Annotated in this window: 32 protein-coding genes and 1 tRNA gene; 14 read left to right on the top strand and 19 right to left on the bottom strand. The window is 38.9% G+C overall.

Features of this window, described 5'->3' with window-relative positions; genetic code table 11:
* Nucleotides 1–6: 6 nt before the first annotated feature.
* From HYG93_RS07350 to HYG93_RS07275, 16 genes are all read right to left on the bottom strand, one after another.
* Complete coding sequence (locus HYG93_RS07350) at nt 7–1,683, bottom strand: terminase (RefSeq protein ID WP_178962152.1); 1,677 nt, start codon at nt 1,681–1,683, stop codon at nt 7–9.
* A 101-nt stretch (nt 1,684–1,784) separates the two neighbouring features.
* Entirely contained in the window at nt 1,785–2,438 is a 654-nt protein-coding gene (locus HYG93_RS07345) for a hypothetical protein (RefSeq protein WP_178962150.1), read from the bottom strand.
* A 208-nt stretch (nt 2,439–2,646) separates the two neighbouring features.
* Entirely contained in the window at nt 2,647–3,114 is a 468-nt protein-coding gene (locus HYG93_RS07340; RefSeq protein WP_178962149.1) for a DUF1870 family protein, read from the bottom strand.
* Nucleotides 3,115–3,169: 55 nt separating this feature from the next.
* Nucleotides 3,170–3,364 carry a hypothetical protein gene (locus HYG93_RS07335; protein WP_178962147.1) on the bottom strand — a complete coding sequence of 65 codons (195 nt, stop codon included), beginning with the start codon at nt 3,362–3,364 and terminating at the stop codon, nt 3,170–3,172.
* Between the two features lie 169 nt (nt 3,365–3,533).
* Complete coding sequence (locus tag HYG93_RS07330; RefSeq protein ID WP_178962145.1) at nt 3,534–3,719, bottom strand: hypothetical protein; 186 nt, start codon at nt 3,717–3,719, stop codon at nt 3,534–3,536.
* A complete protein-coding gene (locus tag HYG93_RS07325; RefSeq protein ID WP_178962143.1) occupies nt 3,712–4,173 on the bottom strand; it encodes a hypothetical protein in 462 nt (153 codons plus the stop codon). Before HYG93_RS07325 ends, HYG93_RS07330 begins: the two co-directional genes overlap by 8 nt.
* Before the next feature lie 23 nt (nt 4,174–4,196).
* Nucleotides 4,197–4,592 (bottom strand): DUF1064 domain-containing protein, encoded by a 396-nt coding sequence (locus HYG93_RS07320; protein ID WP_120364415.1) that lies wholly within the window; start codon nt 4,590–4,592, stop codon nt 4,197–4,199.
* Nucleotides 4,589–5,167, bottom strand: coding sequence for a hypothetical protein (locus HYG93_RS07315; protein WP_178962141.1), 579 nt, complete (start codon nt 5,165–5,167; stop codon nt 4,589–4,591). The genes HYG93_RS07320 and HYG93_RS07315 overlap by 4 nt, the downstream gene beginning before the upstream one ends.
* Entirely contained in the window at nt 5,160–6,125 is a 966-nt protein-coding gene (locus tag HYG93_RS07310; RefSeq protein WP_178962140.1) for a helix-turn-helix domain-containing protein, read from the bottom strand. The genes HYG93_RS07315 and HYG93_RS07310 overlap by 8 nt, the downstream gene beginning before the upstream one ends.
* A 6-nt stretch (nt 6,126–6,131) precedes the next feature.
* Nucleotides 6,132–6,437, bottom strand: a complete 306-nt coding sequence (locus HYG93_RS07305; RefSeq protein ID WP_178962139.1) for a hypothetical protein — start codon at nt 6,435–6,437, stop codon at nt 6,132–6,134.
* The gene (locus HYG93_RS07300; protein WP_178962138.1) at nt 6,434–7,159 is read right to left on the bottom strand and encodes a hypothetical protein; all 726 of its coding nucleotides are present in this window, start codon (nt 7,157–7,159) and stop codon (nt 6,434–6,436) included. Before HYG93_RS07300 ends, HYG93_RS07305 begins: the two co-directional genes overlap by 4 nt.
* Nucleotides 7,156–7,413 (bottom strand): hypothetical protein, encoded by a 258-nt coding sequence (locus HYG93_RS07295; RefSeq protein WP_061517846.1) that lies wholly within the window; start codon nt 7,411–7,413, stop codon nt 7,156–7,158. Before HYG93_RS07295 ends, HYG93_RS07300 begins: the two co-directional genes overlap by 4 nt.
* Nucleotides 7,410–7,925 carry a hypothetical protein gene (locus HYG93_RS07290; RefSeq protein ID WP_178962137.1) on the bottom strand — a complete coding sequence of 172 codons (516 nt, stop codon included), beginning with the start codon at nt 7,923–7,925 and terminating at the stop codon, nt 7,410–7,412. Before HYG93_RS07290 ends, HYG93_RS07295 begins: the two co-directional genes overlap by 4 nt.
* Nucleotides 7,922–8,302 carry a hypothetical protein gene (locus HYG93_RS07285; protein ID WP_178962136.1) on the bottom strand — a complete coding sequence of 127 codons (381 nt, stop codon included), beginning with the start codon at nt 8,300–8,302 and terminating at the stop codon, nt 7,922–7,924. Before HYG93_RS07285 ends, HYG93_RS07290 begins: the two co-directional genes overlap by 4 nt.
* A gap of 2 nt (nt 8,303–8,304) precedes the next feature.
* Nucleotides 8,305–8,637 carry a hypothetical protein gene (locus HYG93_RS07280; RefSeq protein ID WP_178962135.1) on the bottom strand — a complete coding sequence of 111 codons (333 nt, stop codon included), beginning with the start codon at nt 8,635–8,637 and terminating at the stop codon, nt 8,305–8,307.
* 11 nt (nt 8,638–8,648) lie between these two features.
* Nucleotides 8,649–8,861: a helix-turn-helix transcriptional regulator gene (locus HYG93_RS07275; protein WP_070152210.1), complete on the bottom strand. Its 213-nt coding sequence runs from the start codon at nt 8,859–8,861 to the stop codon at nt 8,649–8,651.
* A gap of 110 nt (nt 8,862–8,971) precedes the next feature.
* On the opposite strand from HYG93_RS07275, the gene HYG93_RS07270 reads away from it, so the two are divergent.
* The 14 genes from HYG93_RS07270 (at nt 8,972) to HYG93_RS07205 (ending at nt 18,238) form a co-directional block, all read left to right on the top strand.
* A complete protein-coding gene (locus tag HYG93_RS07270) occupies nt 8,972–9,637 on the top strand; it encodes an XRE family transcriptional regulator (protein WP_120365268.1) in 666 nt (221 codons plus the stop codon).
* Between the two features lie 19 nt (nt 9,638–9,656).
* Nucleotides 9,657–10,235: a hypothetical protein gene (locus HYG93_RS07265; RefSeq protein ID WP_120365267.1), complete on the top strand. Its 579-nt coding sequence runs from the start codon at nt 9,657–9,659 to the stop codon at nt 10,233–10,235.
* 162 nt (nt 10,236–10,397) lie between these two features.
* Entirely contained in the window at nt 10,398–10,727 is a 330-nt protein-coding gene (locus HYG93_RS07260; protein ID WP_010112842.1) for a hypothetical protein, read from the top strand.
* Between the two features lie 52 nt (nt 10,728–10,779).
* The gene (locus tag HYG93_RS07255; protein WP_178962134.1) at nt 10,780–11,604 is read left to right on the top strand and encodes a DUF2303 family protein; all 825 of its coding nucleotides are present in this window, start codon (nt 10,780–10,782) and stop codon (nt 11,602–11,604) included.
* 93 nt (nt 11,605–11,697) lie between these two features.
* Nucleotides 11,698–12,138: a hypothetical protein gene (locus tag HYG93_RS07250; protein WP_178962133.1), complete on the top strand. Its 441-nt coding sequence runs from the start codon at nt 11,698–11,700 to the stop codon at nt 12,136–12,138.
* Between the two features lie 3 nt (nt 12,139–12,141).
* Nucleotides 12,142–12,357 carry a hypothetical protein gene (locus HYG93_RS07245; RefSeq protein ID WP_178962132.1) on the top strand — a complete coding sequence of 72 codons (216 nt, stop codon included), beginning with the start codon at nt 12,142–12,144 and terminating at the stop codon, nt 12,355–12,357.
* 1 nt (nt 12,358) lies between these two features.
* Nucleotides 12,359–13,339 carry a YqaJ viral recombinase family protein gene (locus tag HYG93_RS07240; protein WP_178962131.1) on the top strand — a complete coding sequence of 327 codons (981 nt, stop codon included), beginning with the start codon at nt 12,359–12,361 and terminating at the stop codon, nt 13,337–13,339.
* A gap of 12 nt (nt 13,340–13,351) precedes the next feature.
* Nucleotides 13,352–14,281, top strand: coding sequence for a transcriptional regulator (locus tag HYG93_RS07235; protein WP_120364400.1), 930 nt, complete (start codon nt 13,352–13,354; stop codon nt 14,279–14,281).
* Nucleotides 14,282–14,333: 52 nt separating this feature from the next.
* Complete coding sequence (locus tag HYG93_RS07230; RefSeq protein ID WP_178962129.1) at nt 14,334–15,827, top strand: 3'-5' exonuclease; 1,494 nt, start codon at nt 14,334–14,336, stop codon at nt 15,825–15,827.
* Nucleotides 15,824–16,129 (top strand): hypothetical protein, encoded by a 306-nt coding sequence (locus HYG93_RS07225; protein ID WP_120366230.1) that lies wholly within the window; start codon nt 15,824–15,826, stop codon nt 16,127–16,129. The genes HYG93_RS07230 and HYG93_RS07225 overlap by 4 nt, the downstream gene beginning before the upstream one ends.
* Nucleotides 16,129–17,127 carry a DNA cytosine methyltransferase gene (locus tag HYG93_RS07220; RefSeq protein ID WP_178962127.1) on the top strand — a complete coding sequence of 333 codons (999 nt, stop codon included), beginning with the start codon at nt 16,129–16,131 and terminating at the stop codon, nt 17,125–17,127. The genes HYG93_RS07225 and HYG93_RS07220 overlap by 1 nt, the downstream gene beginning before the upstream one ends.
* Nucleotides 17,102–17,554 (top strand): hypothetical protein, encoded by a 453-nt coding sequence (locus HYG93_RS19355; protein ID WP_256733395.1) that lies wholly within the window; start codon nt 17,102–17,104, stop codon nt 17,552–17,554. Before HYG93_RS07220 ends, HYG93_RS19355 begins: the two co-directional genes overlap by 26 nt.
* Nucleotides 17,547–17,954, top strand: coding sequence for a hypothetical protein (locus tag HYG93_RS07210; RefSeq protein ID WP_178962126.1), 408 nt, complete (start codon nt 17,547–17,549; stop codon nt 17,952–17,954). The genes HYG93_RS19355 and HYG93_RS07210 overlap by 8 nt, the downstream gene beginning before the upstream one ends.
* Nucleotides 17,951–18,238, top strand: a complete 288-nt coding sequence (locus tag HYG93_RS07205) for a DNA-binding protein (protein WP_178962125.1) — start codon at nt 17,951–17,953, stop codon at nt 18,236–18,238. Before HYG93_RS07210 ends, HYG93_RS07205 begins: the two co-directional genes overlap by 4 nt.
* A 3-nt stretch (nt 18,239–18,241) precedes the next feature.
* On the opposite strand, the gene HYG93_RS07200 is transcribed toward HYG93_RS07205, so the two are convergent.
* From HYG93_RS07200 to HYG93_RS07190, 3 genes are all read right to left on the bottom strand, one after another.
* Nucleotides 18,242–19,255 carry a site-specific integrase gene (locus HYG93_RS07200; protein ID WP_178962124.1) on the bottom strand — a complete coding sequence of 338 codons (1,014 nt, stop codon included), beginning with the start codon at nt 19,253–19,255 and terminating at the stop codon, nt 18,242–18,244.
* 220 nt (nt 19,256–19,475) lie between these two features.
* A tRNA-Val gene (locus HYG93_RS07195) sits at nt 19,476–19,552 on the bottom strand.
* 46 nt (nt 19,553–19,598) lie between these two features.
* The gene (locus tag HYG93_RS07190) at nt 19,599–21,599 is read right to left on the bottom strand and encodes a transglutaminaseTgpA domain-containing protein (RefSeq protein ID WP_178962123.1); all 2,001 of its coding nucleotides are present in this window, start codon (nt 21,597–21,599) and stop codon (nt 19,599–19,601) included.
* Between the last annotated feature and the right edge of the window lie 3 nt (nt 21,600–21,602).

Raw genomic sequence — 21,602 nt, 5'->3', positions numbered from 1 at the left:
GTATTTTTAAACTAAACGCCAGTCTGTCGGCTCATCTTGATATGTTTCTCTGTACATATCATCATGTGAATTATCTGAATCACCAAAACCTACAGCTTTACTTTGGGTATAGATATAATCACCAAGCAACCCTGCATCTTTAGCCTGTGCCCACTGTCTAAGTGCATCTGCACCTTCTGAGCAACCATTGGATTTATCAGGCTGATCAATAAACATATTGGCTTGTTGGTTAAACTTTTTCTTATAGCCTTCAATACGTTCGATACCCAATTTGCATCGTTCTTCATCAAACCAAGCATTCTTTAAATGTCTACGAGTCTGTTGAATACCAGTTGTGAGTAACGTAATACGTGGAATGACCACAAAATTATGACCAGGTAATAATTCTTCCAGCATTTCTAAGACTGATTTGTTGTAATCGCCAAGCCTTTGATGTGCAGCATCGTGCGGTAAATAATGAGTATGATAGATATAAGGTTTATCTTTAATCAGTTTCACGTAATGACGTAAATCTTGAAAATGATCTTCTTCATAATCAATAAAGCGATCTTGCTGATTCATCATTTGATGGAACCAAATTGCACAACCATCATGGTTGCCAATATCCCAAAACGTACACGTCGGTACATCTAAAACTTCAATTTGAGCAATACCACTACGTTTACGCAATTCAAGCATATCTTTTGCGTAGTAGTTCCCTTCTGTACTGACCTGAAAGGCTTCATCGGGAAATGAGGGATACTCTTGCCACATCAAAGCTTGATCACCAGATAAATCGTTATCACGTGTCGATACATACCAAGCACGTTGATCAGGATCAATCTTGATCTTCTTGCCTAAGTTTCTGGATACAACAATTTCAATGTGATCAAAAATATTGTGGTCTTTCTTAGTAATAATGACTTCTGATGAATCAATACGGTACTTAGGTTCTTCCCACCAACCATAAAAATGTAGTCTGAAATCTTTAGGTGTGAGCTTTTTACGTGACGCAAAGTTCTTCTGTGCGATCTGAACCTTATCAAAGAAGTCACCACCACGACCTTCAGCAGTAGATTCAATGACACAGATCCCTGTTGTTGGAACTGCTGGTAATGAACCTGTACGAACCTCTTTCGCTTTACCGGGTGATTGAGCGCAAATTTTACCGTATTCAGAAATAAGCAAGCGGTGCATGGTACCGCCACGGAATGATGTGGCCACTGAAATTTTAGAACCATTATGGGCGAACTCCATCTCAGTTCCATTATTCGTTTTGAGTGGGAAACGTTCTAATATTTCAGGTGGTAAGTTATCGTACGCAAATTTAATCTTGTCACTAAAAATATCACCGACAGTTTCTAAGTTCTGTGCAATAACACCACAATGTTGATTGGCATTAAACAAGGCATGATCAAGCCATAAAATACAAATCAATGTGGTGAAACCTAACTGACGTGCTTTTAAAATAATATTGCGGTACCACAACCGATTTAAGAATTTCTTCTGTGCGTCATTAGGCTGGAACGGTAATTCAAATGTTGGAGCTTCTTCTACTTGCCCTAACTCATTTACAAAGTCATCACCTTTAATTTTGATCTTATATAAACAGCCACTAAAAATACGCCAAACAGGGTCTGCCAAGCAGCGTTCAAGCTCCTCGGCATTTGTCGGTAGTAGCTGTAAGTTAGTGTTATAAATCAATTTTTACCCCATTTTGCACAACATTGGTGCATTTTTGAAGCGTGTACGTGAATGAAATTGTTTTGGTGTGGGTGATTAGTCGTTCCATTCACGTACATGCACTAATATTCAGGATCATCGGCAATTGGTTTAAATGCAGAACTATTTCCAGTGCTCATTCGTTCAAGTAATGCAGTCAGTGCATCGACAGGTTTATTGTTCTCATCATCAAGTCCAAACGCTTGACGTTCTAAAGCAATCAATGTTTTGAGTGTGTCGCTTAAATCTTTCATAGACTTCACACGACTAGGCATTGAGATGATCTTCATGTAAAGGTCATTTACTTTGTCATTGCCTTTATCATCAGGTGACCACATGAGCTCACCCAACATTTCCAGCAATTTGACATTCTCTTGACCGACCATCATTTCGAGCTCATCAAAAAGACTCATAGCAATCTTGCGTGAACGTTGAATATCCTTACGATGTGCTAATCGGACTGACGCTACTTCATTGGCACTCGCATCAATTTTGTCTTTTTCTGAAATGGTCGTTTTCGTGCGCACACTGTTGCGCACACTCTCCTTGCGCACAATGTCATCTGCTTTAGCTTTAATTTTTTCAGATAGATCACGAACCCATTCGTATTGCTTTGCTCTACGTCTAATGCCTGATTCTGCAATATCATGCTCACCTGCAATTTGACGTAGAGACTTAATACCTGCTCGATAATCGAGTTCGATCTTTTCCCAATCAATTACTTTTTTTTCAGCCATGTGAGGAATATATTCCGCAAGAAACCTCTCTTGGCTTAATGATCAGGTATATGGGTGGGGGAGGTCTAACCTTAGAGGGGGTGTAGCAGGCTGTTATAAAGTTCGGCTATGCGGAATAAGTGGTGGAAATCAAGATTTTGATTAAGCCGAGAATAAATTAAATTTGGTGGAATGATAATTAAGAAAGCCCTTAAATAAGGGCGTTCATTTAATCCATGTTTGAATCCATTTCATAACAACCTTTCAGCCACTTCCAAATACCCCAATTTTCAGGGATTTTTTCCCCATCATCTAGCTTTGTAATTTTTCCAAGTAAGATTAATTGACTAATGACACTCTGATAAATACGCCAATATGCTTTATTTGGGTTTTCAGTCGCCATTTGAAATGACTCAAATGTTCTGTAAAAAGGTAAGACAGGCTTAATCTTAGATGGTTTAGTTTTATCATCTTCATTGGTGATGGTAGCTTTAACAACATCATTAATCATTTTTTCCAAGATCAATGCGTAGTGTGATGACATATTAAAAAACAATAAATCTATATCATCAGGAATAGAACGCTCACCTTGTTCCCAATAATTAAAAGAACGCTTTTGCACACAACACAATTCTGCTGCTTCTGAGACCTCCAAACCAAGCCCTTGACGAATCGCCTTTAATTGTAAGTTGTTCATATTTTCTCCCTTGAAAGCTAATTGCAAAAAAGTAGGCGCATTTCTGCGCCTTTAATTACTCGCAGTCTGATTCACTACGGGAATCCACTTCATTAATTGCATCAATTACATTTTGTCGAGTTGGGTTTTTTACATAAACAGCAGCCCAAGTTTCCAAGCCATCTTCATGTTTGCAAGCCCATTGAGACCAAGAAGAAGTAACTTGTTTGCAGTAATAATTTTTTCCATTTTTAGCGAATGATTTAATCATTTTATTTCTCCAATCGCTCAATAGCGATTTAAGTTAATTTTCAAGAGAGCCATCTCGTCTTGATATAGCTATTATGTTCCCATCTGGGAACAAAAACAAGTATCAGATTAAATTATTTTATAACTGCAGACAAACGGTAAATTACACATGATATTCCGAAGAGGGGGAATTATAATTTGGGTAATTGATTTTCTTTTTGTGCTTCATGCCAAATTGCAAACCAAGTGTCTAGCTCTGAAAAATAACGCCCTAATTTTTTTCTTTTATATATGTCAAGTTCATCTATTTTTCGATTAAAGCGTTTCAACATAAAACTTTCAAAGGCATCATAAGCATCTTGTATATCATCAAACATTTAATTCACCTTGCTTACCTACATCCAGTAAATCACTAACTTGTCTATTAAGCTTCCGAACCTGACTCGTTACTTCACTCTGAAGTATTGCCATGTGATGGCCCATTTCAATATTTGCATATTGCATTGCTTCAGCAACCATAAGATTGCCAAGGTTACGTGCTTCACGTGGCGTTAATGTCAAAATCTGGTCATCACCAATTTCAATTTTAACGGTACCATCAGGTAAAACCATCTTGGACATAATACGAGATGGACGATGTTTAGGAGCTGGAATGAACACTCCACGCTGAACACGGATAATCTGACCGCTATCGACAAGGCACCTTAAACGATCGTCAACAATTGATAGTTTTAAACCTGTCAATTGTGACAAAGTTTCTCTGGTAACAATCTGCTCTTGATTATGTAAATCCTCAATGGCTTCAAGGATTGTTTCAGCGTTAGACTTCATTGTCATACTCCCCTAAATCGCTCTTAAACTTCAACTACGTCGATATTGTGAATTAATTTCATCAATTTACGTTTGATGATGTAATCCGCGGTTTTATGACCTTTGGCATCTTCACAGATGAACTGATCATCTTTGGTCCAATAAACAAAGTCTGCTATGTAATCTGTGCCACGCACTTTCACACCACAAATTTTCTGTGCCGGTATCAGGTTGTATCGAACCTGGGTCTGTAAATCCTTGATCTCACCTGCACGCTGTAAAACCTTTAAATCATTTAAACGACGATATTCATGCTGTGAATCAGCAACTTTTTCACCATCAACAACAACTTTGTGATTCCCGTACTTTGGCTGTTTAGGCTTATTGTCACGTTGATGAACAAGTCTTTTAATTTGAGATTGTGATAAATAATTTGTCATGCTCTACCTGCATTAGAATTCTTATTGACACCTTTCAACTGAGCCATCAATTCAGGTGGACAAGTGGTGATTCTTCTCTCATCTTGCTTAGGTGCTTTTAATGCTCCAACTGGATCAGTGAATGCTTGAACATCTCCCATCAATTTCGCATTTGAAACGATACGAACGTACATATCCTTGAATGCTTTTGACTGTGATTCAGCACGTGGATTTAATTCATCAAAGCCTTTCTTAAATTCTTTAAGGGTTTTGAGCACATGCACACTGATTGAGATCGTCTGATTCGATTTCTCGTATGCTAATGCTTGTTGCCATGCTTCATTTTCAGTGAGCCAATGTGAACCTTGTAAACACCAAATCTTAAAATCTTGAATACATGGTGGCCATGGTTCATGGAGCATACGGTTATACCCATTTTCCAACTGCTGAACTGTCAATCCTGAAAAGTCCTCAATCATTGCCTGCTCAAGATCAGCTTCATCAACTGCTGCCCAAAAATCTGTAAATTTCTTACCGTAACGAATACGCATTTTGTCAATTAAACGACGTGCTTCAGTAATGGTGAACTCACGCATGACCCACCTCCTCAATCAGAAAGCTCTTTGGGGGTTCAGGTACCACATCAATAATTGATGATTCCTGATGTTGTTCTTCACGCACTTTTTGACCATAACGCAACCAACGATTTACATTTTCCTGTTTAGCTTGGTATGCAGATAGTGTTTGGATAGGTTTATTTCGTCCTGATTGCTCAGTGACGCTATTTTTCGCCTTTCGGTTGATAAGTTTATGCTTGTTGTTGTTTACCCATGTCAGAAACGCTACAGCCCACTTCTGTGCTGTCTTGAAAGATTGCTTACCGTAATCATTCGGTGATGCAAACCAATCTCCAAATTCATCAAACAAGTTTTCAAGATCGTGTTGATCAAGATCAGGGTGTCTAGGTTTAGACAATTCGATGAAATCAGATTTCAATGTTGAATATTTCTGACCAAGCTCGATCACTGAGATTTTTGCAAGATCAAAATTGTGGTACTGCACAAACTGAGCTGGCGGTAGTGCAATTTTTCCCTCGTGCGTATTACTACTACTTAATTGGTGGTTATTAGTGGTTATATGGTGGTTAGTGTGCACCTCCTGCACTGGTTCAGGTGCACCTCCTGCACTGGTCACATGCATCTCCTGCACTGGTGCATCTCCTGCACTGGTGAATGTATTGCACTGGTTTATGCTTTTCTCTCCACTCGATTTAGACTGTTTTTTAGTCTTTGGAGTGAAACTTTCAGGCGTAATTTTGTAGCGATTATGGCGACCATTTGAGCGATCAACCTGAATAATTTTTACTTCTTCAAGTAAATCTATAGCCGTTTTAATCGCACGTACTGAGAATTCAGTTTCATCAGAAAGTAATGAAATTGATGGAAAACACTCACCATAGTCATTGGCATAATCAGCAAGGCGAAGAAGTACCGCCTTTGCTGTAGGATTACCCACTTTTAATTTGCGAATCTGGTCAGTTATTGCGTAGCTCATACCACCTCACCACAAATCTTCACTACATAACCCCATACGTGAAAATTTCTTTTCACCCAAGGCTATTAGCTCTAAGTCATTTTCTGTCCATTCTTGTTGGCCACATTCGATAGCGTGTAAAGCTGCTTGTGGGCGTGTATAGAACTTTCCTTGCTCACAATAAAAACCTTGGTGTAATGATTTACCCCATTGGTTTTGAATATCTGGTACCAAACCAAGTGACAAAATAATATTGATACAATCTGCATGGCGATTAGGTTTCGGTAGAGCGACCATAAGATCACCTGCTTTTACAGCAACTCCGATAATCATGCTGCCCCCTCATATCCAATGGTTTTACCGCTACCATCTAATACCTGGTCAGCAATCCATAATTTACGTAAACGATCTTCAGCTAACTCATGTCCAGCATTTACCCACTCAGCAACTGCTAAAAATTCCTGATAGCACTTGGTATTGATAAATTTAATATCAGCTTCGATAAGGACCTGAATTTGTTCAATGCCAAAATCATCAGGAATATTTTTCTGAGATTCGATTTCTTTAATGATTTCCTGATCCAAACCAAGCCAACCAACCTTTTTCAATCCGTGGCCAAGATCAATTTTGCAATCTTTCTTGCCACGTAATAATTCGATATGGCTCATGCTTGGCAAATCACGACGAAATTCAACTGTGACCATTGGTTTGCTTAAATCATCAAGATTCATCATGTGAATATCAGCAGATAATTTCCATGCTTCTGGTTGTTCAACATGACCAAGAATTAAAGCAATAGATAAATCCTGATAGTGGTATGCACCAATAGTGAAGTGATAAGGCAGTGTTTCGGCATGAGGGAACTTATCTAATAAAGACTTTTCCCCGATTTTTTTGTCTTCAATGAAGTCACGTACATGAGATGAAATAAATTCCATACTCATTTCATAAGTTTCAGAAATATCTTTTTTGTACTGTGCTTCCTGTTGAAGCTGTTTTACCTGTGAAGGCAATAATTTGTTTGGATTAAACTTTTTGGTGCGCTTCTTTTTCATGCTGCCACCTTCTTTTCATGACTTGAACGAACCTTGTTCACACCTTTTACATGATGTGGTCTATAAACACGGTCGTAGCAGCCTTTACATGCTGATTCTGGTCGAAATGTAATGGTTCCATCCTTTAACTTTGATTTAATCATGAACCAAAACTCTGAATCTGTAGGCCAGTATTCATCACAGTGCTTACAAAGTTTTTCTTTACCTAGTTCAGTAAAGATATACATAGGTTTTTTAGCTTCATTTGATTTCACGCTGCTACTCCCTTATGTTTCTTCACATGCTGTGCCCAGCCTTTGCATGGTTTCATGCGCTTACGATCTGTAGCAGACGGACTATGCAAATTTTCAATATCTTTATGGCAATAAAAAACTGCATCCGACTCCAAGGCATGAGCCAAGTCAGATTGAGTAGAAAGACAATGATTTGCTAAAGTTCCACATCTATAAGCACATGATTCACATAGAACATCTTGATTAGGAGCCTTTTGCGCCAAGATCAGCCCATTCAAAGCACCATGAAAACTAGGTGAAATAAGCTTATCTATTGCGTATGGGTGCATATCGCCAGTGGTGACGAGATGTAAATACAATGTTTCATCACACGATTGGGCATAATTCACAGCAACATTTAAAACATTGCCAAGTAAATTAAGTAATTCATCATGTGATTTTGCTGAAAACTTATCCTTAATTGCCTGTAAGCGTTCAGCTTCAGGCAATTGGATAATGTCAGTTATTGCGAGAATTGAGGTGTTATCAATCATGATAATTCCCCAAAAGCTTCATCAAAAGTGGTGATGTGACGCTTCTTGTTGCTTAACTCGTGGGTATTTGCATGACGCAATAAATGTGCAAGTGCAAATTTGCGATTATCATCGAGCAAGATCCCATCACCCTGCACTTTATGGACTGTCATCAGGTGGTCAGGCATAAATGCATCAACAAATACAACCGTGTCGCCTTTCACAAAATTCGAGCATGTTGTTGCTTCCACCGATATGGTTTTCACATACGCATCATCAGGCGCAACACCCAATTCAAACTCACGTTTTTCCACTTGAGCAATCAAACAGTGATTACACTGTTCCCCATCAAATTCTGGACATTTGCCAGCGCACTTATGTTCTGTTAAATTACTCATGTTCATTTTCCTGAATGATTATGAATTGTTGTACTAGAAGCTCGACCTGCAATGTCGGGCTTTTTTAATGCCTGCCAAAAACTTTTCAGGTTTCTGCATACATTCATAAATACACTCGTAGACGTTGTATTCTTTGATTTTTCTATGTGCTCAGATGATGATTGACCTGTCTCCAGTTCGATCTTTTTATCTATGGCATCTCTTAACCATTTCGCACGATCACTACCTTGGCTTTCAGCCAAAGTATCAATGATCTCTTGGACTTCCAGCGGTACACGTGTTGACATGGGTGCCAACAGTTTTTTGCTGAATACAAACATTATTTTTGTTTCCATAAGATTTCCTTTTAACTCGCAGATTGTGCGGTTAAGTCTGCTGACTGGTGTTTTTCCCAAAGAGCTTCTAATTTTTTTCCAAGCTCATAAGACAAGCGTTTACCGCAAACGCCACGTTCTAAATCACTTACATAATTTTGAGAACATTCAATTTCCGCAGCGATTTGAGTTTGTGTTAAGCCTTTTTCTCTTAAATCAGAGATCATTGTTTGCCACTGATTCATAAGAACCTCCGATATTTTTAATAAATATATAGGTTTTCCGATATTAAGACAATAGCCAAACCGATTGCATTTTGTATCAGAATTCCGATAGTAGTATTTAGGATTTTTTTATGGCGACTTTAGGTGAAAATTTAAAAAAGATTCGGAAAGCCAAAAAAATGACTCAAAAGGAATTGGCTCAAAAATCAGGCGTGAAGCAATCTGTTATTTCCGATCTTGAAACAGGCAATGCTAAATCAACAGGTTCAATTCTTGAACTAGCAAATGCTCTTGGTGTGACAGCTGAGGAATTAAAAAAAGGTATTGCTCCTGATTTTGATAACAATGTTGTCACTATCACATCAAATAAACTCATCCCTGTTTTATCTTGGGTGCAAGCAGGAATAATGACATCTGTAGAAGCATTAAATCCATCTGAAATTACAGAATGGCTTCCTCCATTAAGTTCTGATGATCCTGACGGCTGTTTTTACTTAAAAGTAGTGGGTATCAGTAATTTTCCAACGTACCAAGATGGTGATTACATACTTGTAAATCCATCATTCCAAGTTTGTGATCTTCTATCTGAAGACCTCATTGTTGTTAGAAACAGTACAGATGCAACATTCAAAAAATTGATTATTGAAAGTGATGAACGTAAATATTTACAAGCACTTAACCCAAACTTTCAACCCAATATCATTGAATTTGAAGAAGGTATGGAATTGGTCGGCTTGGTGATCGATGCTTTTAGACCACTTGGTGGTTCTCGTCCCAAAAGAGTTAGAAAATCTTAAAAAATACGAGTTTATATAAATGATACATAAAAAAAATATACTTTATTTATTGCTTCTTCCTTCTACTTGCTTATTTGCGGACAGGTATATTGAGGATGAAATTGGAGGTGGTGGTTCTGATAATATTTTAATTTACTTGATTTTTTTTGTTGTTGGGTGGTTAGCTATTTCAACTATAATAAATATTGTAAAGGACGCTATTAGACAAACTAAAGAAGAAATAGATACAGGTCGTTTACCAATCAAAGCAGAAATAAGAAAACAAATTAAAATATTAATTAAGCAAGAAATTCAATCATTTCCTCTGACGTTTGGAGATTATTTACTTAATTTTTATGTATATGGATTAGGATTTGTTTTAGGAGGTCTTTTTGGGGCTATAAGCAGTGCAAATAATGTATCAATTGTAAATATACTTTGGGGGGCGTCATTTATTGGAATTCCTTGGTGTTTTGTCTTTTATCTCATGTTAGGGCGTGGGGTGAGTGAAGCTAATAAGCAAAAGATTAGGGCTAAGTACTCACAATACCAAAACCTGCCAGATGATATTGAGAAACTTCGTAAAATTAGAGATCATTTAATAAATAAAAAAATTTAAACTTGCTATTAAAAGTTTGATATTTAACCTGCCCTGAGCAGGTTTTTTTAGCATTATAAAAATAAAAATCGGAATTTCTATAAGAAATATCGGTTTTCCTATTGACTAACAATATCGGTAATGCGATATTTATCTCACACACTAACCCAATGTGAGGTAAAAATGTCTACCAAACCAACCAACGCACAGCAATTTGTTGCTGACTTAGGTGCAGGAACCTTTGCTAACCAACTCGGTGCAGCTATCAGCATGGTTTCTCAAGGTGCTGTTCAGCACAACAAAAAAGGGCAAATCAAAATCACACTTGATATTGCTCGTATCGGTGATTCAAGCCAGGTCGAAATTGCACACACACTCGCTTTTGTTGAACCAACAGCAAAAGGTAAACGTGCAGAGGACACTACCTCAAAAACTCCAATGCATTTGAATGCTGGTGGTGATGTCACTTTGTTTGCTAACCATACAAGTCAATTATTCACTGAAGACGCTTAAACAGCCCCTTCTCATTACAACAATTTTACCAACCATCCATAAGGTACTGAAAATGGAAAACTCTGCTAAAGAAATCGTTGAACTTGCGTTACCTGTAAATGATTTATCTCGTGGTCAACTTGTTGCCATTCACGAAAATTTCAAAGTTCATGATTTAGAACAATTTCAAGCTGGTCGTAACCGTGCACGTGGTGTTTTAAAAACCCCATCTTTTGAAGATTTCAAAAGTTATGTTTTAGGTAATACGCAGTCTGAAAATTCTGTTCCTGAAGTAAAAGTTTATGCCCCTGTATTTGTTGACCACAAAAATGTATCAGCAACGGCAATTTTAAACTTCAAAGTTGTTGGATTGGCTCAAGGTCATTGTGACCATAAAGCAGTATTACAGCTTGAACCAACTGTAGTTTGGGAAAAGCTCAATCAGCTTAAAGATAACAAACTTAATCAAAAGCGTTTTGCAACATTACTTGAAGATTGGGCAAGTGTATTTGCTGCAACAAGTGAAACTGGTGAAACGATCCATATTGCGGAAGCAATTAATGCAGTTCGCAACATGAAAGTTGGCGCATCTTCAACTACTGACTCGTCAGTATCAAACATGCAAGAAACTCGCTCGGTCTTTGACAAAGTTGAAGCTTCAAGCACAGCAGGGAAATTACCAAGTTATTTTGAAATCATTGATCCAGCTTATGTCGGTCTTGATAACAAAACTATTCGCTTGCGTCTTGTAGTAAATAGCTCAGATGGTGAGCCATCGTTTGCATTGCAAATCGTTAAAGAAGAACTCTTGCGTAATGAAATTATTCAAGAATTCAAAGAAAAAGTGATTGCCTTGCTCCCAGAAAACCCTGTCCGTATTGGTACCTTTTCCGCTTAAAACTAAAAATTAAGCAATAAAAAGCCCCGAAATTTTGATCGAGGACGGGGCTTCTTTAGGGGGTATAGCAATCGCTATAAGGAGATTATGAACATGGTTTCATTAAATTTCAAATCAATTTTGTTGGGTTTAGGTGGTGCAGTAGCAATGACAGCAGTTTTTGCGTCTGTGCAAATGTATCAACCAGCCAAGCTACCTGTTGAAGAACAGCAGCAGATCACGGTGGCATCAGACACCTACAAGGTAGATGAGCTTGATTTAGGCCCACACAACGACTGTCAACATGACTGTCATGCAACCTTATTAACAGCAAATAACCAGTATTACATCGAAGTGAATTTTGACTATTCAGGTTTCGATGATGGTAACGGCTTTAATCGTGCTGTAAGCATTCAGATTGATCGATTAGAACCTGAATTGGTCGGTGATGAAGATGGCGAAATCAATGCATATCTTGATCGTTATGAAATCGACAAGATCAATGATGCCCTTGAAGACTCTATCGCTGTGAAATTACAGAAGTTAGGGGTTTGAGCTATGAAAATCAAAAAGATTACTTCTCAAATCCGTTGTGATTTCACTGCAATTTATGAATGTGAGCACTGCGGAAATATCGAAACACGTGAGGGCTACGATGATGAATATTTCCATCGTAACGTCATACCAGCAATGGTTTGTGTGAAATGTCAGCGTACTGCTGATGATAGCTACCGCCCTTTGGCTCCTAAATATTCTGAAAATCAGGTGGTGTGATATGAATACACAAGTTAATCGTGACCAATTTCTTGCAGGTCGTAAAAAAGGTATCGGTGGTTCAGACGTCGCTGCAATCCTTGGTTTTAGTCCGTACAAATCACCATACCAATTGTGGTTAGACAAAACTGGTCGTAGTGAACGCTCAGAGTCTCAAAGTGAATCAGCACACTTTGGTCATCTCCTTGAAGATGTTGTTGCAAAGGAATATTCACGTCGTGCTGGTGTAAAGGTTCAGCGTGTAACTCAACAATTAAGTTTGCCTGACCATCCTTGGGCGATTGGCAACATTGACCGTGCAATTATCAATCCTGAAATTTCAGGCAACGTGCGATTCAAAGACGGCAAGCTGACTACAGATCAACTTCTCGAATGTAAAACGGCTTCTGAATACCTTGCAAAACTGTTTGGTGAAGAAGGTTCAGACCAAGTTCCAGACTACTACCTAACGCAATGCCTTTGGTACCTCCTACTTTCAGGTTGCCAATTCATTGACCTTGCGGTGCTGATCGGTGGCAACAAATTTCGTATGTATCGCATTGAACGTGATGACGATTTAATTGAATCAATCTTTAAACAGGTTAAAGCATTTTGGTTCAACCATGTCATTGCTGATGTTCCACCAGATCCTACTTGTTTTGATGATGTTTTACATCGCTGGTCAAATCATGTTGTGGGTAAACAAGTCGAAGCTGATTTTGAACATATCAAGCTTGCTGAAGAACTTATCACTGTTCAAGGTCGCCAAAAAGCGGACAAGGCTCGTGAAGATGAAATCAAATTAAAGATTGTCTCAACGATGCAGGATGCGGAAATGATGATTAGCCAAGGCAAGTCTATCTGCACCTACAAAGAACAATCCTCTACTCGTATCGACAGTACGCTGTTGAAAAAAGAAGAACCTGATTTATTTGCGAAATATAGCAAAACCTCCAGCACCCGAGTTTTCCGTATTTCAAACAAGTTTAAAGAAACAATTTAAGGAATATTTATCATGAATGCATTAGTTCAAAACACTGGCTTTTTAACTCCTACTAACCTTCAAGAAGCAATGCAAATTGCTGATTTATTGGCGAACTCTGAAATTGTCCCAAAGGACTATCAGAAAAAGCCTGGCAACATTTTGGTTGCTATGCAATGGGGTGCTGAAATTGGCTTGCAACCACTTCAGGCCATGCAAAACATTGCAGTAATTAATGGTCGTCCTTCGCTTTGGGGTGATGCTGTTCTTGCCTTGGTTCGTAGTTCAGGATTGCTTGAGCAGTTTGAAGAGACTCAAACCGACGATGTGGCAACTTGTATCGTTAAACGTAAAGGCCAAAAATCAGTTACCAAAACATTCAGCAAAGAAGATGCAAAACGTGCAGGTTTACTTTCTAAAGCTGGTCCTTGGTCTCAATATCCACGACGTATGATGCAAATGCGTGCACGTAGCTATGCATTACGCGATGAGTTCACGGATATTCTTAAAGGTTTTGGGGTTGCTGAAGAAGAGCGCGACAAAGAAATTGATGTGACTCCTGAGCCATCAAATATCAAGAAGCATCAAGGTGCATCTGGTCTAAAAGCACAGTTAGAACATCGTGAACAACAGGACAAAGTTGTTGATATGGCACCCGAGTTCGATACAGCAGCATTAATTGCACAAATTTATGCGACTGAAACACTGGAACAGCTAAAAGAAGTCAGCAACACAGTACCTACTAACTTAGGTGAACCAGCTCAAACTGATATTAAAAATGCTCATGGCTGGCAGAAATTTTATCTTCAATTAATTGTTGATCTGGAAGATGCAGCAGAAGTTGAAACCATCAATAAAATTATGGGTGAGCGTTTTGAACCCCACACTTCTGGCTTATCTGATGTTCAAATCGACAACATCAATTCAATTTACGAACGTAAAGCAGCTGAACTGACTGCATAACTTTGGCATCTGGTGCCCTCACACATGAGGGTACCAATAGTGAGATAGAAAGATGAATCCAACTATTGAACAACAACATGCCATTGATATGGCATTACATGGTCAGTCATGTAAAGTGACCGCATACGCCGGTGCTGGTAAGACTTCTACCCTTAAACTGATTGGTAATGCAAAGCATCATCAACATGGCATGTACTTGGCATTTAACAAGGCTATTGCAACAGAAGCACAGTCTAAATTTAACCATAATGTTAAGTGCAAAACATTTCACAGCCTAGCTTATAACTCAGTTCCACGCTGGCTGACCAATAAATTAAAAAATCGTCGCTTGATGTCAAACCAATTGGCATCTCGCCATGATCTTGAGAATTATCAAGTACCAGTGGCATTGGTTAAACAACGTGGTGAGGATGACCAGAAGCGTTTATTTAATTCAAAACGTATGGCCACATCTATGATGAATGCCGTCGGTTATTTCTGCCGTTCTAATTACAGCGAAATTCAACTATCACAAGTTTACGCTGCTTTACCTGATTGGATGGATGATACATATCGTGCTGAATTGGCAAATATCCTTTTACCTAAGGCACATGATTACTGGAATGATATTTTAAATCCTGCTGGTATTAACCGTCTCGAACATGACCATTACCTAAAATATTGGGCATTGAGCAATCCAGTGATTAATGCTGACTTTATTTTATTTGATGAAGCACAAGATGCTGATCCAATCATGTTAAATGTATTGAGTAAGCAACGTGCTCAGGTCATTTATGTGGGTGATCGTCACCAGCAAATCTATGCGTTTCGTGGTGCTGTCAATGCGATGCAATCATTAGATATTGCTGAAACACGTTTGAGTCAATCATTCCGTTTTGGTGAAAACATTGCTGATCTTGCGAATAAAATTTTGTTCAATGTTTTGGATGAAGAAATTCCATTACGTGGTTTTGAACAAATTGACTCCAATGTTGGTGAAGTCACCGATATGGTTGCCGATGCATTTATTTATCGCACCAATGCTGCAGCCCTTTCCAACATGGTTGAGCTGGTAAAAATTGGACGTGAACCACGTTTGGAAGTTGATACAGGTTCTTTATTAAAAAACATTGAAGATGCCAAAAAAGTTAAATCTGGAATAAAAGTCCACGATGGAAGTGTATTTGAAGGCTTTAGCAATTGGGAAGAAGTCATTGAATACACAAATGAAGTCTCTGGAAATGACTTAAAAGCACTTGTTAGCCTAATCAATAAAGTGGGTGAAGAAGCTCTAATCAGCTCATTACTAAAAAGTAATTCTAGTGATTATGACTGCATTGTGACCACAGCTCATAAGTCTAAAGGCTTGGAGTTTAACAAGGTCAAACTTGGTGGTGATTTCTTTTATAAAGAAGCTGCTGCACCTGGTGAAAAAATCCTAACCGAAGATGAAGCTCGACTTTTATATGTTGCTGCTACTCGAGCTAAAAAGCAGTTAGATATTTCTGCATTGAACCCACTGTTTAAAGCTATCGGATATAACACCCAAGCTGAGGTAGCAACATGATCACTCGCCTACCTTGCCGATTTACAAACTTATTCACTTACTGGTTGTACTGTGATGGATACAGGCCACAAGTGAAAAAAGATGCTGTGGTTATGCGTCGTGGCGATAGTGTTCTCAAAATATTCTGCCACAAAGGCCGAATGCAGCAAGATTATTTGATGAATGAAGCATGTCAGCGAAAATTCAAGCAATTTTGTGGATGCTACTTAAACGGATATCGAGAGTTTTTAGTCGGCTTAGAGCGCGAAGCAAGAGTTGAAGTAGCTCGTAGTAAAAATTTTAACTATTTAATGGTGGCCTAATGAAATTCAAATTTATAGATTTGTTTGCAGGTGTTGGTGGTTTTCGTATGGCTTTACAAAATCTTGATGGCCACTGTGTTTTTTCAAGTGAGTGGAACCAACATGCAAAAGAAACATATTTTCAAAACTATGGCGAATATCCTGAAGGCGATATCACATTAAATGAAACCAAAGCTAAAATTCCTGAAAGCTTTGACATTTTATGTGGTGGATTCCCCTGCCAAGCATTTTCTATTGCGGGTAATCAAAAAGGGTTTAATGAAACTCGTGGCACATTATTTTTTGATATTGTCGATATTGCAAAGAAACATCAGCCCCGTGTAATTTTTTTAGAGAATGTTAAAAATTTAGTTTCTCACGATAAAGGAAACACTTTTGAAGTGATTAAAAACACTTTAAAGGAACTAGGTTATGCCGTTTATTTTCAAATTCTGAATAGTATGACACATGCCAATGTGCCTCAAAATCGTGAACGTATTTTTATTGTGGCATTTCATGAAACTCAAGTTCCCAATCATGCCGAGTTTCAGTTTCCTGAAGCAATTCCACTAACAAAAACTATTCATGATTTTTTAGAAACTAAAAAAGTTGATCAAAAATATTATTACAAACCTGATCACATGTATTACCCGACATTGAAGGAAAGCATGACGTCTCGTGACACTTTATATCAGTGGCGTCGTGTATATGTACGTGAAAATAAAAGTAATGTTTGTCCAACCTTAACAGCAAATATGGGGGCAGGTGGTCATAATGTTCCGTTATTGGTCGATGATTTTGGTATACGCAAACTGACCCCAAAAGAGTGTTTTGCTTTTCAGGGTTACCCTGTAGATAAAATGGTTTTCCCTGAAAAAATGGCAAATAGTGCTTTATATATGCAAGCTGGCAACTCAGTCACGATGCCATTGATTCAGCGGATCGGTGAGCAGATTTTAGAAGTGATTATTAAAAATACAGGATTGTGGCGTGATGGATATTCAAGAAAAGCAAGCTAAATGGAAGCGAGAGCGTCCACTATTTGAAGCAGCATTTATTCACTCTCACCTTCTACCGTTTTTCAACTTCAATGAAAACACTGGTGATTATGAAATTAAAAGCGAATATGAAAATGATGAAGATCGTGCATTGTCGTTTAATGTGCTGAATACAGGTTGGGCTATGTGGTTACGTGCGAAGCGTGATGCCAAAGCCCAAGCGGTGCCGGAAGGGTTTGTTTTGGTCAAGAAAGTTCACCCCGATGCCATAGTGCACAACCAAGGACTCGGTCTTTTTAAGGAGTGCCAAGTTATTTATGGCTGGGATGGCAAGTCCAAAGATTTTAAAGATGCTTTGAATAAGGGGTTTTATCACGGGGTTAAGTTGGGCGCTAAAGCCGTATTGGAAACTACCATGATCGAAGCACAGGAGCAAGGTAATGACTAATTTAATCAGTGGTAAAGAAGCATTAATTGCTTTAGCGAATGGTGAAGAAGTTGAGCTTCAAGTAGTCGGAGATATGAATTGGCATGATTCAACTCAATGGACTGTTGGTGAATTGCTTTGCTTTACGGGTAAATTCCGCCTAAAACCTCGCACCATCACAATAAATGGAATTGAAGTGCCTGCGCCTTTTGAGCCGAAAGATGGTGATAAATTCTTTTATCTCAATGATGGAGAAGAAGTGGGATACATAGTTTGCACTCATGACTGGGGGTTTGATCCTAGTGAGCTTAATTTCGGAGCATGGCGCAGCGAAGATGAAATCAAACAAGTAGTCGCAGCTTTGCGTCAAGTATTTGGTCTGTCTGATGATGCTGTGAATGCAGTAAGGGGTGGGAAATGAAAACATTTCAAATCACAATTGAGGCAGACAAGCCGCCACAGGTTTTGGTCGGTGAAAATGTCTTTGGTGGCGTTGTCAAAGAAATGAAGTTGCTTGACACGGTGCTACTGAGTTCTGAACAACTTGCAGCTAAATACAACATCAGCGCACAGACTGTTAGACGTAAACTGGCAGGATACAATCAAGGATTTAGCACAAAATGCTTATACAATGCAGCGATTGCAGACAAAATCCTAAATCCTAAAGCTAAAAAATCCACTGGTGGAGCTAGGCGTAAAAATTAACGCCTAGCTATCTAGCATTTTCAATATATCCTTGACGTCGGGATTATAGTAAGTGTTCACCAAAACTTTAATTGTTTTATGGCCAGTAACTTTGGCTAAAACCTCAACTGGCAATTTCTGGTCATTCACAAAGCGAGTAATCGCTTCATGGCGTGTGTCGTGAAATCTGACTTCTTCAACACCTGCCCTCGCCTTTGCACGCTCAAATTGCAATCTAAATGCATTCTCAGTAAGCGGAATTAATCGGTCATCATTATGCTGAATCAGCGCCATTAACTCTCTAGCTTTCTTAGTAAGTGGCACATCCCTTTCTTCACCGTTTTTCGTATCAGCCAAGTGAATATGGTCTTTAAATATATTTGCCCTGCGAATTGACAATATTTCGCCACGACGCATAGCTGTTTCAATTGCAAATAGAAATGCCCATGCAACGTATTGGCTACTGGTGCGCGGAACATTACCAACTTCATATTTTAATTCAGCAAGAATTTTATCTATTTCAGACTGCAAAATACGCCTGTTTCTAGGTTTTGGCTTACGTGGTTTTTTAAGACTGAAAAATGGATTACTGTCTAAAATAAACAATTCCTTTTGTGCGAAAGTAAACACGGAACTATAGAGAGATATTTCTTTTAATACTGTGCCGTCCGACACTTCGGATTGTCTTTTGTTGCGCCAGTGCGTTAAGTCCTGCGGCGTGATCTGCGTAATGTCTTTGCGACCAAGTAAGCCAAATCGCTTCTCAAATGAATCTAGCTGCTCACGAATATATTTTTTAGATTTAGAGTCTTTGCCGTGTGCTTTGTAGTAAAGATTGAATAGATCGTGAAACGTAGTCACAGTTTTACGCTGCGCTTCAATTTCTTCTTTTGGCGTGGAGTTGGCTTCAATCAATCTCGCCATTGCCCAATGCAAGCACTCCTGCTCGGTGTCACGTGTGCAATATTCACGCTTGCCATTCAGCATGATTGAGATTGACCAACTGCTGCCACGCTGTCTAGGTTTTGGTAATTTCATTGCTGCTCACCATTTATGTAAAGTTATGTAAGAAATGAGCGCCACGTTTTTTCAAACAGGGTTAGGCACGCTTCTTGACACAAATCCTGACACAATGATGACACAAATTGAGTTTTAGTTGTTGTCTATTTCGCAACAATGGCAACAATGGCAACAAGCAAAAGGCAATAAAAAAGGCTTGCAAGTACATGAAATTCCTTGCAAACCTTTGATATATATATGGTAGGTATATCCAGACTCGAACTGGAGACCTCTACGATGTCAACGTAGCGCTCTAACCAACTGAGCTATACACCTGAAGTCCAAGCATCATATTCATTTTTATTTGGCTAGACAAGTTTTTTCATAACTTTTTAAGCATGCTTGCACATCTTTTAAGCAAGCATTTAAACTGTTCGAGCGCATCTTGTTTCTCTAAATCATTGGGTGCATACATCTGCTGAATATATAAGTCAGCCAATGCCTTAAAGTCTTCTTGCTTGGCTGGATCTACATGATTTTGTAACCGTAACATCCACGCACTAAAGGTTTCTGTAGGAAGCCTCTTAAAACGCGGTGCAACATCCGCATCAAACTTCATAATCGCACGTTGCCAAGCATTCACTTGTTGACGTGCTCGCCAATAAATCCATATAAAATACACGCCAGCTATTACGAGTAGTCCAATAATGAGTGCAATAGCGCCTGCATAACTTGAACTTAAACCAATACGACCAAACCAGTTTTTTTGGGTTTCAGCATTATAACCAACGACCTTACTTTGCCATTGGTAACTTGCATAATCACTCCAAATCCGTAATTGCGTCAGCATAGCGAAACTTCGTTGACTTAAAACAGAACTAGAATCTCCCAATACACGCGTATCGGAACCCATATAATTTTGCATTCCATTGTCTATTCGCTGTGGTGCAATCATTGCGGTTGGGTCATACCGATGCCATTTTCCATTTAACCAAACTTCGGTCCATGCATGTGCGTCGAGTTGGCGTACTTCCCAGCTTTTGCCATCTGGTGCAGCCTGCCCACCCTGATACCCGACAACTACGCGTGCAGGAATACCTACATAACGCATGAGCATCACAAAGCTCGAAGCATAATGCTCACAAAAGCCTTGTTTGCTCTTGAATAAAAAGTCATCTACACGATCTTGTCCTAGCACACCAGGTGATAGTGTGTAAGCAAAGCCTTGTTGTTTATACCATTGCAATACATGTTGAATATACACAGCAGGCTGTTGATGACTCTGACTATAAATTTTCTGTGCCAATTGCTGTGCTTGAGGGTCTTTTGATTTTTGTGTTGCGGTAAAATGCTGGTACAAAGTAAATGCTTCATCTTGTCTAATTGGCATTAACTCTTGGGTCTGAATTAAACTCAGCGATATAGGCTCAGGCTTTAACAGCATACGGCGTGGCGTAATCCGTCCATCAATGGCCAATGCATAGGATGGCGTATTGGGGATCGACTGCTCTAAGCCCGTAATCCACTGCACCCTAGGATCTGCCACTAAATATTGATATTGCCAGCGCACATCTGCGCTCAGTTCCTGCAAACGGCTAGGTACAACTTCACGTTGGTTAAAATGACTACTGGTCCATCGCTGTCCATCATAGAGATCCAGCACCATTGCCCGCCAATATAATTCATGACGTTCGGGTAGTTGACTCATATCGCCAATAACCCGAAAGGCCAACTCACTAGACTGCGATAGTTTGGCAATATCTCCCGGCGACATGCTATCGCTAATACCTGTCACGCTTGAATCATCGGGAATGGGTATATGCCACAGGGGTGGCAAGCGTGGGAAAAACAAAAAGAGCAACACAAAAAATGGCACCGCATACAATAAAAACTTAGCCACATGCGCCAAGTCTTGTTTTAAAGCTATAGTTTTTTGATGCTCGAACTCGCTGGTTTGTATACGGTACAAGCCCGTAAAACAGCTCAGCAAACTTAAAATGACGATCACAGCCATCGCAAAGGATTGACTGAACAGAAATGAACTTGCAGATACAAATAATGCAAAATTAAATAAAATGATCAGATCGCGCTTATTTTTACTTTCCAAAGCTTTGGCAAATAAAAATGTACTCAGCACTGCAACGCCTGCTTCTACCCCAATAAAGCTTCGATAACTAAAATAGATACTCAATAAAGCAATAAAAGTGAGTAAAAAAGTCCAATGCCTTTTTAAATAACCATCAACATGATGGCGTCGTAAAAATAAGCATATCCACATCACAGAAAAGCTAATACTCAATGCAACAGGTAAAAACATGGCCTGAGCAATAAGTAGCAGAGCCAAACTTAAGAGCATTGAAACGCGAACAGAATACGCAACCATAAT

Origin of the sequence: Acinetobacter sp. SwsAc6 (genome assembly GCF_013391565.1) — a bacterium.
GTDB classification, from domain to species: domain Bacteria; phylum Pseudomonadota; class Gammaproteobacteria; order Pseudomonadales; family Moraxellaceae; genus Acinetobacter; species Acinetobacter cumulans.
This window is presented reverse-complemented; position numbering and strand designations above follow the sequence as displayed.

What these genes read in the sequence shown, in the direction of transcription:
- HYG93_RS07345 (WP_178962150.1), bottom strand. Translation starts at nt 2,438, where the DNA reads ATGGCTGAAAAAAAAGTAATTGATTGGGAAAAGATCGAACTCGATTAT.
- HYG93_RS07340 (WP_178962149.1), bottom strand. Translation starts at nt 3,114, where the DNA reads ATGAACAACTTACAATTAAAGGCGATTCGTCAAGGGCTTGGTTTGGAG.
- HYG93_RS07335 (WP_178962147.1), bottom strand. Translation starts at nt 3,364, where the DNA reads ATGATTAAATCATTCGCTAAAAATGGAAAAAATTATTACTGCAAACAA.
- HYG93_RS07330 (WP_178962145.1), bottom strand. Translation starts at nt 3,719, where the DNA reads ATGTTTGATGATATACAAGATGCTTATGATGCCTTTGAAAGTTTTATG.
- HYG93_RS07325 (WP_178962143.1), bottom strand. Translation starts at nt 4,173, where the DNA reads ATGAAGTCTAACGCTGAAACAATCCTTGAAGCCATTGAGGATTTACAT.
- HYG93_RS07320 (WP_120364415.1), bottom strand. Translation starts at nt 4,592, where the DNA reads ATGACAAATTATTTATCACAATCTCAAATTAAAAGACTTGTTCATCAA.
- HYG93_RS07315 (WP_178962141.1), bottom strand. Translation starts at nt 5,167, where the DNA reads ATGCGTGAGTTCACCATTACTGAAGCACGTCGTTTAATTGACAAAATG.
- HYG93_RS07310 (WP_178962140.1), bottom strand. Translation starts at nt 6,125, where the DNA reads ATGAGCTACGCAATAACTGACCAGATTCGCAAATTAAAAGTGGGTAAT.
- HYG93_RS07305 (WP_178962139.1), bottom strand. Translation starts at nt 6,437, where the DNA reads ATGATTATCGGAGTTGCTGTAAAAGCAGGTGATCTTATGGTCGCTCTA.
- HYG93_RS07300 (WP_178962138.1), bottom strand. Translation starts at nt 7,159, where the DNA reads ATGAAAAAGAAGCGCACCAAAAAGTTTAATCCAAACAAATTATTGCCT.
- HYG93_RS07290 (WP_178962137.1), bottom strand. Translation starts at nt 7,925, where the DNA reads ATGATTGATAACACCTCAATTCTCGCAATAACTGACATTATCCAATTG.
- HYG93_RS07285 (WP_178962136.1), bottom strand. Translation starts at nt 8,302, where the DNA reads ATGAGTAATTTAACAGAACATAAGTGCGCTGGCAAATGTCCAGAATTT.
- HYG93_RS07280 (WP_178962135.1), bottom strand. Translation starts at nt 8,637, where the DNA reads ATGGAAACAAAAATAATGTTTGTATTCAGCAAAAAACTGTTGGCACCC.
- HYG93_RS07275 (WP_070152210.1), bottom strand. Translation starts at nt 8,861, where the DNA reads ATGAATCAGTGGCAAACAATGATCTCTGATTTAAGAGAAAAAGGCTTA.
- HYG93_RS07270 (WP_120365268.1), top strand. Translation starts at nt 8,972, where the DNA reads ATGGCGACTTTAGGTGAAAATTTAAAAAAGATTCGGAAAGCCAAAAAA.
- HYG93_RS07265 (WP_120365267.1), top strand. Translation starts at nt 9,657, where the DNA reads ATGATACATAAAAAAAATATACTTTATTTATTGCTTCTTCCTTCTACT.
- HYG93_RS07260 (WP_010112842.1), top strand. Translation starts at nt 10,398, where the DNA reads ATGTCTACCAAACCAACCAACGCACAGCAATTTGTTGCTGACTTAGGT.
- HYG93_RS07255 (WP_178962134.1), top strand. Translation starts at nt 10,780, where the DNA reads ATGGAAAACTCTGCTAAAGAAATCGTTGAACTTGCGTTACCTGTAAAT.
- HYG93_RS07250 (WP_178962133.1), top strand. Translation starts at nt 11,698, where the DNA reads ATGGTTTCATTAAATTTCAAATCAATTTTGTTGGGTTTAGGTGGTGCA.
- HYG93_RS07245 (WP_178962132.1), top strand. Translation starts at nt 12,142, where the DNA reads ATGAAAATCAAAAAGATTACTTCTCAAATCCGTTGTGATTTCACTGCA.
- HYG93_RS07240 (WP_178962131.1), top strand. Translation starts at nt 12,359, where the DNA reads ATGAATACACAAGTTAATCGTGACCAATTTCTTGCAGGTCGTAAAAAA.
- HYG93_RS07235 (WP_120364400.1), top strand. Translation starts at nt 13,352, where the DNA reads ATGAATGCATTAGTTCAAAACACTGGCTTTTTAACTCCTACTAACCTT.
- HYG93_RS07230 (WP_178962129.1), top strand. Translation starts at nt 14,334, where the DNA reads ATGAATCCAACTATTGAACAACAACATGCCATTGATATGGCATTACAT.
- HYG93_RS07225 (WP_120366230.1), top strand. Translation starts at nt 15,824, where the DNA reads ATGATCACTCGCCTACCTTGCCGATTTACAAACTTATTCACTTACTGG.
- HYG93_RS07220 (WP_178962127.1), top strand. Translation starts at nt 16,129, where the DNA reads ATGAAATTCAAATTTATAGATTTGTTTGCAGGTGTTGGTGGTTTTCGT.
- HYG93_RS19355 (WP_256733395.1), top strand. Translation starts at nt 17,102, where the DNA reads ATGGATATTCAAGAAAAGCAAGCTAAATGGAAGCGAGAGCGTCCACTA.
- HYG93_RS07210 (WP_178962126.1), top strand. Translation starts at nt 17,547, where the DNA reads ATGACTAATTTAATCAGTGGTAAAGAAGCATTAATTGCTTTAGCGAAT.
- HYG93_RS07205 (WP_178962125.1), top strand. Translation starts at nt 17,951, where the DNA reads ATGAAAACATTTCAAATCACAATTGAGGCAGACAAGCCGCCACAGGTT.
- HYG93_RS07200 (WP_178962124.1), bottom strand. Translation starts at nt 19,255, where the DNA reads ATGAAATTACCAAAACCTAGACAGCGTGGCAGCAGTTGGTCAATCTCA.
- HYG93_RS07190 (WP_178962123.1), bottom strand. Translation starts at nt 21,599, where the DNA reads ATGGTTGCGTATTCTGTTCGCGTTTCAATGCTCTTAAGTTTGGCTCTG.